General features: G+C 40.4%; 12 protein-coding genes. 9 read left to right on the forward strand and 3 right to left on the reverse strand.

All coding sequences use genetic code 11. The annotated features are described in order from the left end of the window. The first annotated feature begins 222 nt into the window (after positions 1 to 222). The 6 genes from fkpB to SKA34_RS14050 all read left to right on the forward strand — a co-directional run bounded on the left by fkpB (position 223) and on the right by SKA34_RS14050 (position 8,750). Entirely contained in the window at positions 223 to 657 is a 435-nt protein-coding gene (gene fkpB, locus SKA34_RS14020) for an FKBP-type peptidyl-prolyl cis-trans isomerase (RefSeq protein WP_006646192.1), read from the forward strand. A 12-nt stretch (positions 658 to 669) separates the two neighbouring features. Further along, the gene (ispH, locus tag SKA34_RS14025) at positions 670 to 1,617 is read left to right on the forward strand and encodes a 4-hydroxy-3-methylbut-2-enyl diphosphate reductase (RefSeq protein ID WP_006646193.1); all 948 of its coding nucleotides are present in this window, start codon (positions 670 to 672) and stop codon (positions 1,615 to 1,617) included. Between the two features lie 113 nt (positions 1,618 to 1,730). Then, complete coding sequence (dapB, locus tag SKA34_RS14030; RefSeq protein WP_006646194.1) at positions 1,731 to 2,540, forward strand: 4-hydroxy-tetrahydrodipicolinate reductase; 810 nt, start codon at positions 1,731 to 1,733, stop codon at positions 2,538 to 2,540. Between the two features lie 533 nt (positions 2,541 to 3,073). Beyond that, positions 3,074 to 4,213, forward strand: a complete 1,140-nt coding sequence (carA, locus tag SKA34_RS14035; protein WP_006646195.1) for a glutamine-hydrolyzing carbamoyl-phosphate synthase small subunit — start codon at positions 3,074 to 3,076, stop codon at positions 4,211 to 4,213. Positions 4,214 to 4,230: 17 nt separating this feature from the next. Next, positions 4,231 to 7,449 carry a carbamoyl-phosphate synthase large subunit gene (gene carB / locus SKA34_RS14040; RefSeq protein ID WP_006646196.1) on the forward strand — a complete coding sequence of 1,073 codons (3,219 nt, stop codon included), beginning with the start codon at positions 4,231 to 4,233 and terminating at the stop codon, positions 7,447 to 7,449. Between the two features lie 449 nt (positions 7,450 to 7,898). Beyond that, complete coding sequence (locus tag SKA34_RS14050) at positions 7,899 to 8,750, forward strand: magnesium transporter (RefSeq protein WP_006646197.1); 852 nt, start codon at positions 7,899 to 7,901, stop codon at positions 8,748 to 8,750. 86 nt (positions 8,751 to 8,836) lie between these two features. Here the strand turns inward: SKA34_RS14050 and dacB are convergent, their stop codons facing one another. After that, positions 8,837 to 10,240: a serine-type D-Ala-D-Ala carboxypeptidase gene (gene dacB, locus SKA34_RS14055; RefSeq protein ID WP_006646198.1), complete on the reverse strand. Its 1,404-nt coding sequence runs from the start codon at positions 10,238 to 10,240 to the stop codon at positions 8,837 to 8,839. A gap of 147 nt (positions 10,241 to 10,387) precedes the next feature. Between dacB and SKA34_RS14060 the strand changes: the two genes are divergently transcribed. Beyond that, on the forward strand, positions 10,388 to 11,707 hold the full coding sequence (locus SKA34_RS14060) for an ISNCY family transposase (RefSeq protein WP_083784328.1): 1,320 nt from the start codon (positions 10,388 to 10,390) through the stop codon (positions 11,705 to 11,707). 198 nt (positions 11,708 to 11,905) lie between these two features. After that, on the forward strand, positions 11,906 to 13,225 hold the full coding sequence (locus SKA34_RS14065; protein WP_083784328.1) for an ISNCY family transposase: 1,320 nt from the start codon (positions 11,906 to 11,908) through the stop codon (positions 13,223 to 13,225). A 216-nt stretch (positions 13,226 to 13,441) separates the two neighbouring features. Here SKA34_RS14065 and SKA34_RS14070 read toward each other — a convergent pair whose 3' ends face one another. Next, the gene (locus SKA34_RS14070; RefSeq protein WP_006646199.1) at positions 13,442 to 14,494 is read right to left on the reverse strand and encodes a porin; all 1,053 of its coding nucleotides are present in this window, start codon (positions 14,492 to 14,494) and stop codon (positions 13,442 to 13,444) included. A gap of 573 nt (positions 14,495 to 15,067) precedes the next feature. On the opposite strand from SKA34_RS14070, the gene greA reads away from it, so the two are divergent. Beyond that, positions 15,068 to 15,541, forward strand: a complete 474-nt coding sequence (greA, locus tag SKA34_RS14075; RefSeq protein WP_005369564.1) for a transcription elongation factor GreA — start codon at positions 15,068 to 15,070, stop codon at positions 15,539 to 15,541. Positions 15,542 to 15,664: 123 nt separating this feature from the next. On the opposite strand, the gene yhbY is transcribed toward greA, so the two are convergent. Further along, positions 15,665 to 15,961: a ribosome assembly RNA-binding protein YhbY gene (gene yhbY, locus SKA34_RS14080; RefSeq protein WP_006646200.1), complete on the reverse strand. Its 297-nt coding sequence runs from the start codon at positions 15,959 to 15,961 to the stop codon at positions 15,665 to 15,667. Between the last annotated feature and the right edge of the window lie 143 nt (positions 15,962 to 16,104).

The following is a 16,104-nucleotide window of genomic DNA, read 5'->3' on the forward strand; positions in this document are numbered from 1 at the left end:
ATAACACGTCAATATTAAACGCAGTTCATTTTATGAGCTGCGTTTTTTTATCTATGCGTGTTGACGTATTATTCTTGATTTAACAAATTGAGTGGTACAAATGTAAAACCTTAGTGCCTGTCCGTTGATACGCACGATGGTTTATTGTTAAATGGGAACATTAAAATAAAAGTGAGCGGCTTGTTGTTAGATCAAAAAGACGATCACACAAAAGGATGTGCTATGTCGGTGATTAAAGATAACAGTGAAGTGCTGATGCATTTTTCCATTAAACTTGATGATGGATCGGTTGCAGAATCTACTTATGCCGCAGGTAAGCCTGCAATGTTTCGCATGGGAGATGGCAGTTTAACTGACAATTTTGAAAAGTGTTTATTAGGGTTGACGATAGGTGAAAAAGGTACATTTGAATTATCACCAGAAGATGCGTTTGGTTTACCTAACCCCGATAATATCCATCATCTTGATTTAGCTAAATTTGGTGCTGATGCTCCCGCCGAAGTGGGCAATATTATCGCTTTTGCTGGTCCCGATGGGCATGATATTCCCGGATTAATTACAGCCGTTGTGGGTGATTCTGTTACTGTTGATTTCAATCATCCACTTGCAGGGCAAGCTGTCACCTTTGAGGTGGAGGTTGTCTCCATTGAAAGTTAAGAGCAATTGTTGATGAAAATCTTACTCGCAAACCCACGTGGTTTTTGTGCTGGTGTTGATCGTGCGATCAGCATTGTAGAGCGTGCGTTGGAAATGTACCAACCGCCTATTTATGTTCGCCACGAAGTCGTACATAACCGTTTTGTTGTTGAAGGGCTAAAGCAGCGAGGCGCTATTTTTGTTGAGGAACTCAGTGAAGTACCTGACGATAATATCGTTATTTTTTCTGCTCATGGTGTTTCACAAGCGGTGCGTAATGAATCTAAACAACGCCAATTAACGGTGTTTGATGCAACGTGTCCCTTAGTGACAAAAGTACATATGGAAGTGGCTCGTGCCAGTCGAAAAGCGATGGAAGTGGTGCTGATTGGGCACGCAGGACATCCAGAAGTTGAAGGCACAATGGGGCAATATGCTAACCAAGACGGTGGTATGTACCTTGTTGAAACACCTAATGATGTTGATAAGTTAAAAACAATTGTTAGAGATCCAAGCAATTTACACTATGTCAGCCAAACAACCTTATCTGTTGATGAAACGGCAGATGTGATTGATCGCTTGCGTATAGTCTTCCCTGAGATCCAAGGGCCACGTAAAGATGATATTTGTTACGCAACTCAGAACCGCCAAGATGCTGTGCGTGAAATGGCTGAAACGGTTGATGTAATGATTGTTGTTGGCTCAAAAAATTCCTCCAACTCTAACCGTTTACGCGAGTTGTCGGAAAAGTTAGGAACACCAGGTTATCTGACCGATTGTGTTGAAGATATAGAACCAAGCTGGTTTGAAAATAAAACCAAGGTTGGAGTTACCGCTGGTGCATCTGCGCCTGAAGAGCTTGTGAACCAGATTATTCAACAAATTCAGACAATCACAGGCTCTGATGTTGAAGAATTATCAGGTCGTGAAGAAAACATGTTCTTTGAAGTACCCAAAGAGTTACAAGTTAAGAATATCTAATAGCGTATTGATTTGTGCAGAATAAGCCTCAGTGAAAGCTGGGGCTTTTTTATCGCCTGTAAAACCGCTACAGTATTGAGATAATTATATATTCATCAAGGGAGAAGCACGCAATGGTAAGAATTGCGATAGCCGGAGCTGCTGGCCGAATGGGGCGTCAGCTATTAAAAGCCACACAACTATCAGAAAAAGCAGAGCTAGGCGCAGCAACGGAACGTGCAGGCTCAACGTTAGTCGGCGTTGATGCGGGTGAATTAGCCGGAACGGGTATTGCGAATGTGATCATTGTAGATGATCTTAGCAAGGCTCTTGATGATTTTGATGTGTTAATTGATTTTACCGCGCCTGTAGCAACATTGGCGAATATTAAGTTTTGTCAGCAACATAATAAAAAAATTGTAATTGGTACAACCGGGTTTACAGAGCAAGAGCGAGAGTTAATTGATCTTGCTGCTCGTGATATTTCTATCGTGATGGCGCCTAACTATAGTGTTGGGGTTAACCTAGTTTTCAAATTGTTAGAGAAAGCTGCCAAAGTAATGGGCGATTACTGTGATATCGAAATTATCGAAGCACACCATCGTCATAAAGTGGATGCTCCTTCAGGAACAGCAATTGGTATGGGAGAAGCGATTGCTGGTGCGATGGGCAATAAATTAAGTGATGTTGCTGTCTATGCTCGAGAAGGGATCACGGGTGAGCGTACTCGGGATGAGATTGGTTTTGCTACAATTCGTGCTGGTGACATTGTGGGTGAGCACACAGCTATGTTTGCTGATATTGGTGAGCGAGTAGAGATCACTCATAAAGCGACAGATAGAATGACATTTGCCAACGGCGCGGTTAGAGCTGCGGTATGGCTTAATGATAAATCGCCAGGTTTTTATACCATGGAAGATGTCTTAGGGCTTGATTCATTATAATCGAGACAAAAACCTGCTAATAAGCAGGTTTTTTTATACCTGAATAAAGTGCGAATAAATATTGTAAATACAAATAGAGATGAATTTTTCCGTGTTATATGAGTATATCTAGATGGTGGTCAAATAACGCACTGAGTTGGATGTGTTTGTTGTGTTAAATAGAGGTTTGATGTCTATTTTTTTGTTAGATGGTCATTTGTATTGAAATAGTAGTCACATTTGTTTTTTTTTGTCGGTGTTTTTGTTTGTTAATGGTTTGGTTTTGATTGCAATCGGTTGCGTGCTTTTTTAATTTGATGTTGATACTAAAAAACATAGCTAAACATGTTGTTTTCGCTTTTAGGATACTTAATTGTGTTGAAATGGTTATTTTTTGAATTTATTTTTGGTCTTATATTGACAGCTTGCTAACAGATCAATAGAATTTGCGCAATTTGTCAAAAATCAGTAAGACGTGGTTTTTGATATGAAAAGGAATGGGTAATTGCAAGTTTATCTGTTTTAATTGCATTTTTATTTTATTGGAGGTTGTCTTGAGCAAATCTGCGCTATTAGTCCTTGAAGATGGGACTGTGTTCCGCGGCGTGTCCATTGGAGCAGATGGTTCGGCCGTTGGTGAAGTCGTTTTTAATACTTCGATGACGGGGTATCAGGAAATTCTCACTGACCCTTCCTACTCACAACAGATCGTTACCCTTACTTATCCCCACATTGGCAATACCGGTACTAATACCGAAGACGAAGAATCCACGGCAATTCATGCACAAGGTCTGGTTATTCGTGATCTCCCTCTTATCGCTTCAAACTTCCGCTCTGAACAATCTCTTTCTGATTACCTAAAATCACAAAATATCGTTGGTATCGCTGATATCGATACCCGTAAGCTAACCCGTATTCTTCGTGAAAAGGGTGCGCAAAACGGTTGTATCGTTGCAGGTAATAACATCGATGAAGGTTTTGCACTTGAGCAAGCAAAAGCATTTCCAGGCCTGAAAGGCATGGATTTAGCAAAAGAAGTGACAACAAGCGAAACATACAGTTGGAAGCAAGGTTCTTGGACATTAGAGAACGGCTTACCAGAAGCTCAAGAAGATAAAGAGCTGCCTTACCACGTAGTCGCTTATGACTTTGGTGCTAAACGTAACATCTTACGTATGCTGGTTGATCGTGGTTGTCGTTTAACGGTTGTTCCTGCACAAACATCAGCAGAAGACGTCCTTGCGCTAAATCCAGATGGCGTATTCCTATCAAATGGCCCTGGCGACCCAGAGCCATGTACTTACGCGATTGAAGCAACTAAAACATTCCTTGATAAAAACATTCCAATCTTTGGAATTTGTTTAGGTCACCAAATTCTTGCCTTAGCAAGTGGTGCAAAGACAGTGAAAATGAAGTTTGGTCACCACGGTGCTAACCATCCAGTTAAAGATTTAGATCGTGATGTTGTGATGATCACCAGCCAGAACCACGGTTTTGCTGCTGACGAAGCAACGTTACCTGAAAACTTACGTGCGACACACAAATCCCTGTTTGATGGCTCGCTACAAGGTATTCATCGTACCGACAAGCCTGCATTCAGTTTCCAAGGCCACCCAGAAGCGAGCCCTGGTCCACATGATGCAGCACCATTATTTGATCACTTTATCGAATTAATTAAGAAACACAGCGCCTAAGCCGGGAGTAGTAAGAAATGCCAAAACGTACTGACATAAAAAGTGTACTAATTCTAGGTGCTGGACCGATCGTTATCGGCCAGGCCTGTGAGTTCGATTACTCTGGTGCACAAGCTTGTAAAGCACTTCGTGAAGAGGGTTACCGTGTTATTCTGGTAAACTCTAACCCTGCCACTATCATGACTGATCCAGACATGGCTGATGCAACATACATCGAGCCAATTCACTGGGAAGTGGTACGTAATATCATTGCTAAAGAGCGCCCTGATGCAGTACTACCAACCATGGGCGGTCAAACAGCATTAAACTGTGCGCTAGATCTTGAAAAATATGGCGTATTAGAAGAATTCAATGTTGAGATGATCGGTGCAACAGCTGATGCAATTGATAAAGCTGAAAACCGTTCTCGTTTTGACAAAGCAATGAAAGCCATCGGCCTTGAGTGTCCTCGTGCTGATACTGCAACAACGATGGAAGAAGCTTACAAAGTTCTCGAAATGGTTGGCTTCCCTTGTATTATTCGCCCATCATTTACTATGGGTGGTACAGGTGGCGGTATTGCTTATAACAAAGAAGAATTTGAAGAAATTTGTTCGCGCGGTATCGACCTATCACCAACCAATGAATTATTGATTGATGAATCACTGATTGGTTGGAAAGAATATGAGATGGAAGTTGTTCGTGATAAGAACGACAACTGTACTATTGTGTGTGCGATTGAAAACTTCGACCCAATGGGTATTCACACCGGTGACTCAATCACGGTAGCACCTGCGCAAACGCTAACAGATAAAGAATACCAATTAATGCGTAATGCATCGCTTGCAGTACTGCGTGAAATTGGTGTTGAAACGGGTGGTTCAAACGTACAGTTTGGTATCAACCCGAAAGATGGCCGTATGGTTATCATCGAGATGAACCCACGTGTATCTCGTTCATCGGCATTAGCATCAAAAGCAACAGGTTTCCCGATTGCAAAAATTGCGGCAAAATTGGCGATTGGCTTCACCCTTGATGAACTAATGAATGACATAACTGGTGGCGCAACACCAGCATCATTCGAACCAACTATCGATTACGTAGTAACGAAAATCCCTCGTTTTAACTTCGAGAAATTTGCTGGCGCTAACGATCGTCTAACGACACAAATGAAGTCGGTAGGTGAGGTAATGGCGATTGGCCGTAACCAACAAGAATCATTACATAAAGCACTACGTGGCCTAGAAGTTGGCGCGAACGGCTTTGATGAAATGGTTGATCTTGATGATCCAAATGCGATGAGCAAGATCCGACATGAACTGAAAGAAGCGGGTGCTGAGCGTATTTGGTACATCGGTGATGCTTTCCGTGCCGGTATGTCGGTTGACGGTATCTTCAACCTAACTAACATTGACCGTTGGTTCTTGGTTCAAATTGAAGACATCATCAAGCTTGAAGAGCAAGTGAAAGCAGGTGGTTTTGCAGGTCTTAATGCTGACGTATTACGCAAGCTTAAGCGCAAAGGTTTTGCGGATGCACGTCTTGCTAAGTTACTGGGTGTTAGCGAAGGTGAAATTCGTAAACTCCGTGATCAGTTTGACATTCATCCTGTCTACAAACGTGTAGATACGTGTGCAGCTGAATTCTCTTCAGATACTGCTTACATGTACTCATCATACGATGAAGAGTGTGAAGCAAATCCAACGGACAAAGACAAGATAATGGTATTGGGCGGTGGTCCAAACCGTATCGGTCAAGGTATCGAGTTTGACTACTGTTGTGTTCATGCATCATTAGCACTGCGTGAAGATGGTTACGAAACTATCATGGTTAACTGTAATCCAGAGACAGTATCAACGGATTACGACACATCAGATCGCTTGTACTTCGAACCTGTAACACTTGAAGATGTATTAGCTATCGCACGTGTTGAAAAACCAAAAGGTGTGATTGTTCAGTATGGTGGTCAAACGCCACTGAAACTAGCACGTGCACTGGAAGCGGCAGGTGTGCCAATTATCGGTACTAGCCCTGATGCGATTGACCGTGCAGAGGATCGTGAGCGTTTCCAACAAGCTGTTGATCGTCTAGGTTTACTGCAACCTGAAAACGCAACAGTATCAACGATGGAACAAGCGATAGAGAAATCACGTGATATTGGTTTCCCACTTGTAGTTCGTCCATCGTACGTGCTTGGTGGTCGAGCAATGGAAATTGTATACGACGAGCAAGATCTGCGTCGCTACTTTAATGAAGCGGTAAGCGTTTCGAATGAATCTCCAGTATTGCTTGATCGCTTCTTAGATGATGCGGTAGAAGTCGACGTTGATGCTATTTGTGACGGTGAGCAAGTAGTGATTGGCGGTATCATGGAGCATATCGAACAAGCGGGTGTTCACTCAGGTGACTCTGCATGTTCATTACCTGCCTATACGTTAAGCCAAGAAATTCAAGATGTAATGCGTGAGCAAGTGAAAAACCTTGCGTTTGAATTGGGTGTTCGAGGTCTTATGAATACTCAGTTCGCCGTCAAAGATGGTGAAGTGTACCTAATCGAGGTTAACCCTCGTGCAGCACGTACAGTACCTTTTGTATCTAAAGCGACAGGTGCACCACTAGCTAAGATTGCAGCACGTGTTATGGCGGGTCAATCACTAGAATCACAAGGTTTTACCAAGGAGATTATTCCACCGTATTACTCTGTGAAAGAAGTGGTATTACCGTTTAACAAGTTCCCAGGTGTGGATCCATTGTTAGGCCCTGAAATGCGCTCAACAGGTGAGGTAATGGGTATTGGTAATACGTTTGCAGAGGCATTCGCTAAAGCTGAGTTAGGTTGTAGTAAAGAGTATCCAGAAGGTGGTCGTGCGCTACTATCTGTTCGTGAAGAAGATAAGCAACGTGTGGTTGATCTAGCCTCTAAGCTTACTAAGCTAGGTTACCAATTAGATGCGACTCACGGTACAGCTGTGATTCTAGGTGAAGCGGGTATTAACCCTCGTCTAGTTAACAAAGTACATGAAGGTCGTCCGCATATTCTTGACCGTATCAAGAACAATGAATACACCTACATTGTTAACACTGCTGCTGGTCGTCAAGCGATTGAAGATTCAAAAGTTCTTCGTCGTGGTGCATTAGCAGAGAAGGTGAACTACACTACAACGCTAAATGCTGCATTTGCAACTTGTATGGCGCATACTGCAGATGACCGTAATACAGTTACTTCAATTCAAGAGCTACACGCACGTATTAAGTAAGTGTAACGCGAATTGAAACAGAAAAAGCCGAGCCATGTTGCTCGGCTTTTTTATTGCCATCATTTGTTGAAATTAAGTGCTTTGTTAAATCAGGTTCTATACAGGTTTGTTTGCGTAGAATGCAGGCGTCGCACAAAGCGATATATATTTTTTGGATATAATAATGAACGATACCGACCATCCTCCGAGTATGAAGCAGGAAAGCCTCGCTTAGCTTACGGTATCGAATTTTTACTCCGTGCGACTAAGTGCGGATCAGTATGTCTCACCTGCTTTTAACTCAACTCACGACATCTTTTCTTAGGTTTTCCGTTACATTTCTCATTTCATAACATTTAATAAATAATGATGACATTAGCCGTTGGTGGCTCCACTGTTATCTTTTGTTAAGGTTATCACGGTGGTCGTTACCTTCTCTTTTAAAGAGTCAGCCAATCGGGAGATTCGCCATGGCGGTAATGAACTATGCAGCTTATGCAGCAACAACACAATTAGCACAGCAAGATGCACGTGCGGTAAGAAATGCTTTTTTAAAATATGAGCTAGATGAACAAGCACAGTTGTTGGTAAAAATGCCAGTATCCAATGCTTTAGCTATACTTCATGAGTGTTCACTACGGCATGTACAAATTTTATTAGATCGTCTAGATGAATTGAAAGAAGATGTACGTGCTCGACAACTAGCTAGTGGGTTAGGTTTAATTTGTTCAGAAGCAGAACCCCCCGGGCATTATTTAGAAAATAGTGTCTTAAATCATGTCAAGGAACGCATTGGTTGGATTGTAGGGCTCGCTTTAATGGGAATTGTCTCAGGCTTAATTATCTCTCACTATGAAGATACGTTGAGTCAATTAGTCCTGCTCGCGATTTATATGCCGGTGATTGCAGCTGCCGGCGGAAATACTGGCTCGCAAGCAGCAACCTTAGTTGTACGAGCATTGGCGATGGAAGAGATAAAGTCACGGGATTGGTTAGCTGTATTGTGGAAAGAGTTTCGTGTTGCGATAGTTATTGCTTTAAGCCTTGCTATTGTGATTGTTGGTCGAGTCATCTTTTTTAGTGGTGATGTTGTTCTTCCTAATGGTATGCATCTAGAGCAAGTTGCATTAGCCATTGGTATTGCTATCTCTATTCAAGTTGTAATTTCAACGAGCGTAGGCGGAGTATTACCTATGCTTGCGAGGACATTAAATCTCGATCCAGCGGTATTAGTCAGTCCTGTATTAGCTTCAATGGTCGATATTACGGGGATGGTGGTTTACTTCAAAACAGTAAATTGGATGCTAGGTTTCGGTTCGTAAAATTGTTTGCATTAAATAGCCGCTATTGCTCGAATCTTTCTCGTTGAAAGTATTTGATAGCGGCTTTTATCTATCTAGTCTCTTATTTAGTAGCTTTTATACAGTGAGTTATAAAGCTGCTTTTCAAATTGGTAAATAGGCGGTAATACTGCTTTTTCACCATCATGCATGTGTGGATAGTAATTAGTCACTAACTGTACAAAGAGAAGTGGTTTACCGTTGTGGGTCTTAATCACACCTGCAAGGTTATAGGTTCCGAATAAAGAGCCACTTTTAGCAATAATCTTACCTTTTAACGGAACATCACGAATACTGCGACGATACTGTAACGTGCCACTTTTACCTGAGACTGGTAGATCGTTCATTAAACCTAATTGAGGGTGGTTATAAATGTAAGTCACTACTTTTATTAAATCACTTGCAGTTAAACGGTTATTACGCGATAAGCCTGAACCATCCACCATCACAGTATCAGAAAGATCGATACCGGCTTTATCTTTTAGTATCGCTTTGATCGCTTCAATGCCATTGGTGTAACTACCTGCTTGGTTGTAATACTTTGCACCAATGGTTTTGGCAATGTTATCGGCAAATAAGTTATCAGAGCGCTTCAGTATAATATCTAGCAGAGTTGATAATGGAGCTGAGCGATGCGTTGCAATGATTTTACCGCTGATTTTATCGTTACGAAGTACCTTACCGTTTAATTTTATCCCTGCGCGCTTAAGCTCTTGTTGAATAACTGCGGTCGAATATAAGGTTGTATTTTGAACTGCAAACTTTAGTGGTAGAGGCTCTTTTCGAGGTTGGATACAGCCACTAATTTGGTACATGTTACGATCATTGGAGTTCATTGAAAGCTGACAGTGCTGTTCTTTCTGCTGTGCTTTAGATACCACAATCGCAGAGGTTTCAGCTTGGATTGGTTGGTGGCTAGGTACATTTACGCGAGTGACTTCCCCAAAAGGCTTATTACTATACAGTGCTCCTTGAACACAGTTATGCTCCAAGCTGATACTACTTGATGGTGCACTGTAACAAGAGCCTAAAATATCCCACGGCCAACCAATAGCACGTTCATAGCCAGTAAAGTGTCCACCATTTAAGTACAAATTACCTTTAATCGTCGTTATGCCTTGCTGTTTTAACTGGCGAAGTAAATTTGCAATATCACTGCGTTTAAGTGTTGGGTCGCCATTAAAGTTCATGATGACATCATTGCCTTTAGTCTCAAGGTAAGTATCAAAGCGAAAGTTATTACCGAGATATAGCTTTGCAGCAAGGGCGGTGATCATTTTTTGAGTACTTGCGGGGGCTTGCAATTCATCAGCACGTTTACTGTAAATAATTTTATTTGTTGCAGGGTTTACAACTAGAAAAGCAACATCACTCCCTTTGGGGAGGTGTTCGATAGCTTGCTGAGGTGAGAATGCAGCGAAAGAAGAAAAGCTCGTTGCAATTAATGCAGAGCAAAACAGTTTTTTAAACATAACAAGGCATAGTCTTGGTTAAGAAATAGACCTTAATCTGTCAGCCCTACTTTAAAATGTCACATTCCTCCAACTTAGAAATGTCACATTAGGTGTATGATTCTTCCTATGGAAGAATCAGCCTACGGTGCTGGAATGTTACTCACGATGAGCACAAAAGAGCTTCAGAAACTCGAAACAATACAAAACGTTTGTGATAAGCGTATTAGACAAATTGATGCTTCTAAAATCCTGAACTTAAGCCGTAGGCATATTCAAAGATTGGTTAATCAATACCGACAGTTCGGGGCTAATGGTTTAATTTCAAAAAAGCGAACTAAGCCAAGTAATCGTCAATTCAATGCATCATTGAAAAAACAAGTTATTGATTTAATTCAGACTCATTACTTCGATTTTGGTCCTACGCTAGCCGCAGAAAAATTAGCTGAAATTCATGATATTAGACTCTCTACTGAAACCATCAGAAAATGGATGGTTTCGGTAAAACTTTGGAAACCAAAGGTTAAGAAAAGACGTAAGATTTATCAACCGAGAGCGAGAAGAGATTGTATAGGCGAACTTATTCAGCTTGATGGTTCCCCCCACGACTGGTTCGAAGGCCGAGCCGATAAATGTACATTGCTTGTTTTTATTGATGACGCAACAAGCGCCATCATGCATTTATATTTTTGTGATTCTGAGTCGACGTTTTCATATATGGCTGCGACTAAGCAGTATATACAACAGCATGGTAAGCCTGTCGCGCTCTACACGGATAAACACGGTGTTTTCCGTGTTAACCATGCTAGCAACGAAGACCGCAATAAACTGACTCAATATGGTCGCGCACTAAAAGAATTAAACATTGAGCTAATTTGTGCCAATACTCCACAAGCTAAAGGGCGCGTAGAACGCGCTAATTTAACGCTTCAAGACCGTCTAGTTAAAGAGATGAGGCTAGCAGGGATTAATGGGATAGAAGAAGCAAACGAGTGGTTATCAGGTTTTATAGATAACTATAACAGGCGCTTTGCTAAACCAGCTAAACGTCAATTGAATGTGCACAGACCTATCTACGAAACCCCGAAAGAGTTATACGATATTTTCTCCTGGCAAACTTCGCGAAAAGTAACTAAATCACTAACGCTACAGTATGACAAAGTCATGTATTTACTTGAAAAAAATTCAGAAAATGAAAACCTTGTGGGTAGAAATATCATGATACATGATTACCCTGACGGTCAAATAGATATTAAGCATTTAGGTCAATCATTAGGTTACAGTATTTTTGATAAATTGGAGCGAATAAATCAGGGAGAGATAGTTGAAAATAAGCGTTTAGACGCTGTTTTGAGATTAGCGATGGTAGAGCAAGAACGATTGGAATCAGAAGGTTTAAGAGAGCGTAGTCGTTCAGATACACCAAGACGACAAGAACAACGTAGACAGTCGCGAATAAATCCCGTGATGTATGACCAAGCGAAATAACAAATTTCTGTCACTTAGAAAAAGTGACATTTCTAACTTGGAGAACCGTGTGACATTTCTAAATGGTTGCAACAAAATAGACCTTAATCTGTCAGCCCTACTTTAAAATGTCACATTCCTCCAACTTAGAAATGTCACATTAGGTGTATGATTCTTCCTATGGAAGAATCAGCCTACGGTGCTGGAATGTTACTCACGATGAGCACAAAAGAGCTTCAGAAACTCGAAACAATACAAAACGTTTGTGATAAGCGTATTAGACAAATTGATGCTTCTAAAATCCTGAACTTAAGCCGTAGGCATATTCAAAGATTGGTTAATCAATACCGACAGTTCGGGGCTAATGGTTTAATTTCAAAAAAGCGAACTAAGCCAAGTAATCGTCAATTCAATGCATCATTGAAAAAACAAGTTATTGATTTAATTCAGACTCATTACTTCGATTTTGGTCCTACGCTAGCCGCAGAAAAATTAGCTGAAATTCATGATATTAGACTCTCTACTGAAACCATCAGAAAATGGATGGTTTCGGTAAAACTTTGGAAACCAAAGGTTAAGAAAAGACGTAAGATTTATCAACCGAGAGCGAGAAGAGATTGTATAGGCGAACTTATTCAGCTTGATGGTTCCCCCCACGACTGGTTCGAAGGCCGAGCCGATAAATGTACATTGCTTGTTTTTATTGATGACGCAACAAGCGCCATCATGCATTTATATTTTTGTGATTCTGAGTCGACGTTTTCATATATGGCTGCGACTAAGCAGTATATACAACAGCATGGTAAGCCTGTCGCGCTCTACACGGATAAACACGGTGTTTTCCGTGTTAACCATGCTAGCAACGAAGACCGCAATAAACTGACTCAATATGGTCGCGCACTAAAAGAATTAAACATTGAGCTAATTTGTGCCAATACTCCACAAGCTAAAGGGCGCGTAGAACGCGCTAATTTAACGCTTCAAGACCGTCTAGTTAAAGAGATGAGGCTAGCAGGGATTAATGGGATAGAAGAAGCAAACGAGTGGTTATCAGGTTTTATAGATAACTATAACAGGCGCTTTGCTAAACCAGCTAAACGTCAATTGAATGTGCACAGACCTATCTACGAAACCCCGAAAGAGTTATACGATATTTTCTCCTGGCAAACTTCGCGAAAAGTAACTAAATCACTAACGCTACAGTATGACAAAGTCATGTATTTACTTGAAAAAAATTCAGAAAATGAAAACCTTGTGGGTAGAAATATCATGATACATGATTACCCTGACGGTCAAATAGATATTAAGCATTTAGGTCAATCATTAGGTTACAGTATTTTTGATAAATTGGAGCGAATAAATCAGGGAGAGATAGTTGAAAATAAGCGTTTAGACGCTGTTTTGAGATTAGCGATGGTAGAGCAAGAACGATTGGAATCAGAAGGTTTAAGAGAGCGTAGTCGTTCAGATACACCAAGACGACAAGAACAACGTAGACAGTCGCGAATAAATCCCGTGATGTATGACCAAGCGAAATAACAAATTTCTGTCACTTAGAAAAAGTGACATTTCTAACTTGGAGAACCGTGTGACATTTCTAAATGGTTGCAACAAAATAGACCTTAATCATAACGTTTATCTTGCGTTACGTTAAATTAAATACTGATAGGACTAAAACAAAAAACTGACACAAGAGTAATAAAAAACGCCGGCCTAGGCCGACGTTTTATTATATTTTGCTTTTAATCACAAGGATTAGAAGTCGTAACGAGCACCAATAACGAATTCATCAGACGCTTTAGCTTTAGTTACATTTTGCTTCTTATCGTCAAGCATGTTGAACTTGTAAGAAGCGTAAGTGCGGAAGTTGCTGTTGAAGTAGTAAGTACCATCGATCATAACTGCATCTTGAAGATCTTTGTACTCACCGTTTTTCGCATTAGTATCTTCTAGGTAGTTGTAAGTAGTAGTAAATACTGCTTTACCCATAGTGTAAGCTACTGCTGCTTCGTAACCTGTAGTATCTGTTACATCACCAGCCCAGTTTTTAGTGTCACGACGACCGTCTTTGTAAAGACCACCGAAGTATAGGTCACCTACAGTGTAAGATGCTACTGCGAAAGTTTGCTCAGAACGTGCTTTGTGAGTGTCTTGTTGACCTAAAGCAGCTTTTTGTTCGCCGTAACCAGCACCCAGCGCAAGACCAGTATCACCTACGTTGTATACTGCACCTGTTGAGAAACCGTGCACATCATCAACTTTTTGGTCGTTAACACCAACAGCACCACCAAATACGTAGTTAGCTTTGAATGTTAGATCACCAAACGTACCAGCGTATGCTAGGTTATTTGATGTACGATCTGCTGCTGCAATCTTGTTACCTGCAAGGTTACCGTGGTATGCCATGATATCAGTGAAATCAGTTAGCATGCCTAGAGAGCCGTCAGCTTTACCGTAAACGATTTGGCCGTACTGATCGCTGCTTACACCAGCGTAAACGTAGCGAGTTTCGTTGCTTTGAGAATCAGCTGACTTAGTGCTTTTGATTTCTTCTTCTAGAAAACCAATACCTTGTACGCCATCTGCGATTTGTGTTTTCGCATCAATGTTTACACGTGCACGTGATTGATCAGTAACTTCGTCAGAGTATTTACCGTTTGAGTCTGCTTGATCAGAAAGAAGAGCTCGCGCTTCTACACGACCACCGACAGCAAGAGAAGATGTGTCATCTGAGTAAACTTGTGCTGCTGATGCTGCGCCAGATAGAGTTGCTGCTGTTACTGCTAGAGCAATAAGATGCTTGTTCATTACCGAATCCTTTTAATTTTTTTATGTGTTGCATTTCTATGCCAAATGCATGCTGTTCTTTTTACTTGTGTCTACTAATTTATGTTAGTAAAAAAAACTGAAAAATACCTCACGAGTATTCATTTTTTGTTTTTTTAGCTTTTATTTGTATTTAAATCAGTGTGTTATGTTAATCAATAAAAGTTCTAAATTAATTTGTTTTTTTAGTTGCCTTTAGTTTTTTTATGAAAAACATATGAGTGAATATTTGTATAAATATTGTTTAAGTGTGAGGTTGTAACTTTTCTCAATGAAAAAAAGATGGTAGGCAAGATGTTTATTCTTGTGGTGAATATTTTAACTATTGATTTGTTGCTATGAATTATTGATATAGTATTTTTAGCATATTCATTGTTTTGGGCTTTTATTAAAACGAAAAACAGATTAATGACGTAACGAGGATGATCTCTTGTTCATCTTTGTTTAAAATGATAGATATCGTTTTATATACCCTGTTAGCCCAATCACTATTGGGCTAGCTTTTTTATTACCTGAAATTGGCGTGCGCTATCAGGTTATTGAGGTAATTTATTTATGGAAAAAGTGCCAATGACTGTGCGTGGCGAACAAAAGCTACGTAGTGAACTTGAAGTATTGTTGAAGCGTCGCCCCCTTATTTCTCAGGCGATCGCAGAAGCACGTGAGCTTGGCGACTTAAAAGAAAATGCGGAATACCATGCTGCTCGTGAAGAGCAAGGTATTTGTGAAGCGCAAATTCGTGATATTGAATATAAGCTATCCGTTGCTCAAATTATTGATGTAAAAACAATGCCAAATACAGGCAAAGTGATTTTTGGTACAACAATAACGTTATTAGATTTAGATACTGATAATGAAGTGACTTATTGTATTGTTGGTGATGATGAAGCGAATATTAAGGAAAACTTAATTTCAGTGAATTCGCCTATTGCACGTGGTTTGATTGGTAAGATGGAAGGTGACGAAGTTGCGATTACCACACCTGGCGGCCAAAAAGAGTTTGAAATTGTAGAAGTGAAATATATCTAGTATTTTCAACGATAATTTTATTCATCAGAAAATGTAATTATTTAAATAGGCGATATCGATTAGCTGTTAATGCGGGAATGTGTATTAATAGTTGATATAAAAAAGGCCGCTAGGCGGCCTTTTTTATTTGCGAGGGAGCTCGATTTTACGATCTTCACTCTGGCGGTATAAAACCAATGTTTTACCGATAACCTGTACTTTTTCAGCTTTAGTTTCGCGAACGATAGCGTCGACGATTAAAACTTTAGTTTCACGATCTTCAGTAGCAACTTTAACTTTGATCAATTCATGATGGTTAAGTGCAATTTCAATTTCAGCCAATACAGCTTCTGTTAGGCCGTTTGCACCCATAAGTACAACTGGTTTTAGATTGTGAGCAATACCTTTTAGGAATTGCTTTTGTTTGGTGCTTAGATTCATGATGACTCTATTTTTTTGGTTATTAGGGTTGAAAACGTGACATTCTACCGCCATCTAGTCTAGAAGACTAATTTGTTTGCATTATGGCAGCATGAAAATTTGTAGTGTTTGAGTTGTACTGCACATTTTGATTGTACATTTTA

Source organism: Photobacterium sp. SKA34 (genome assembly GCF_000153325.1).
In the GTDB taxonomy this organism is placed as follows: domain Bacteria; phylum Pseudomonadota; class Gammaproteobacteria; order Enterobacterales; family Vibrionaceae; genus Photobacterium.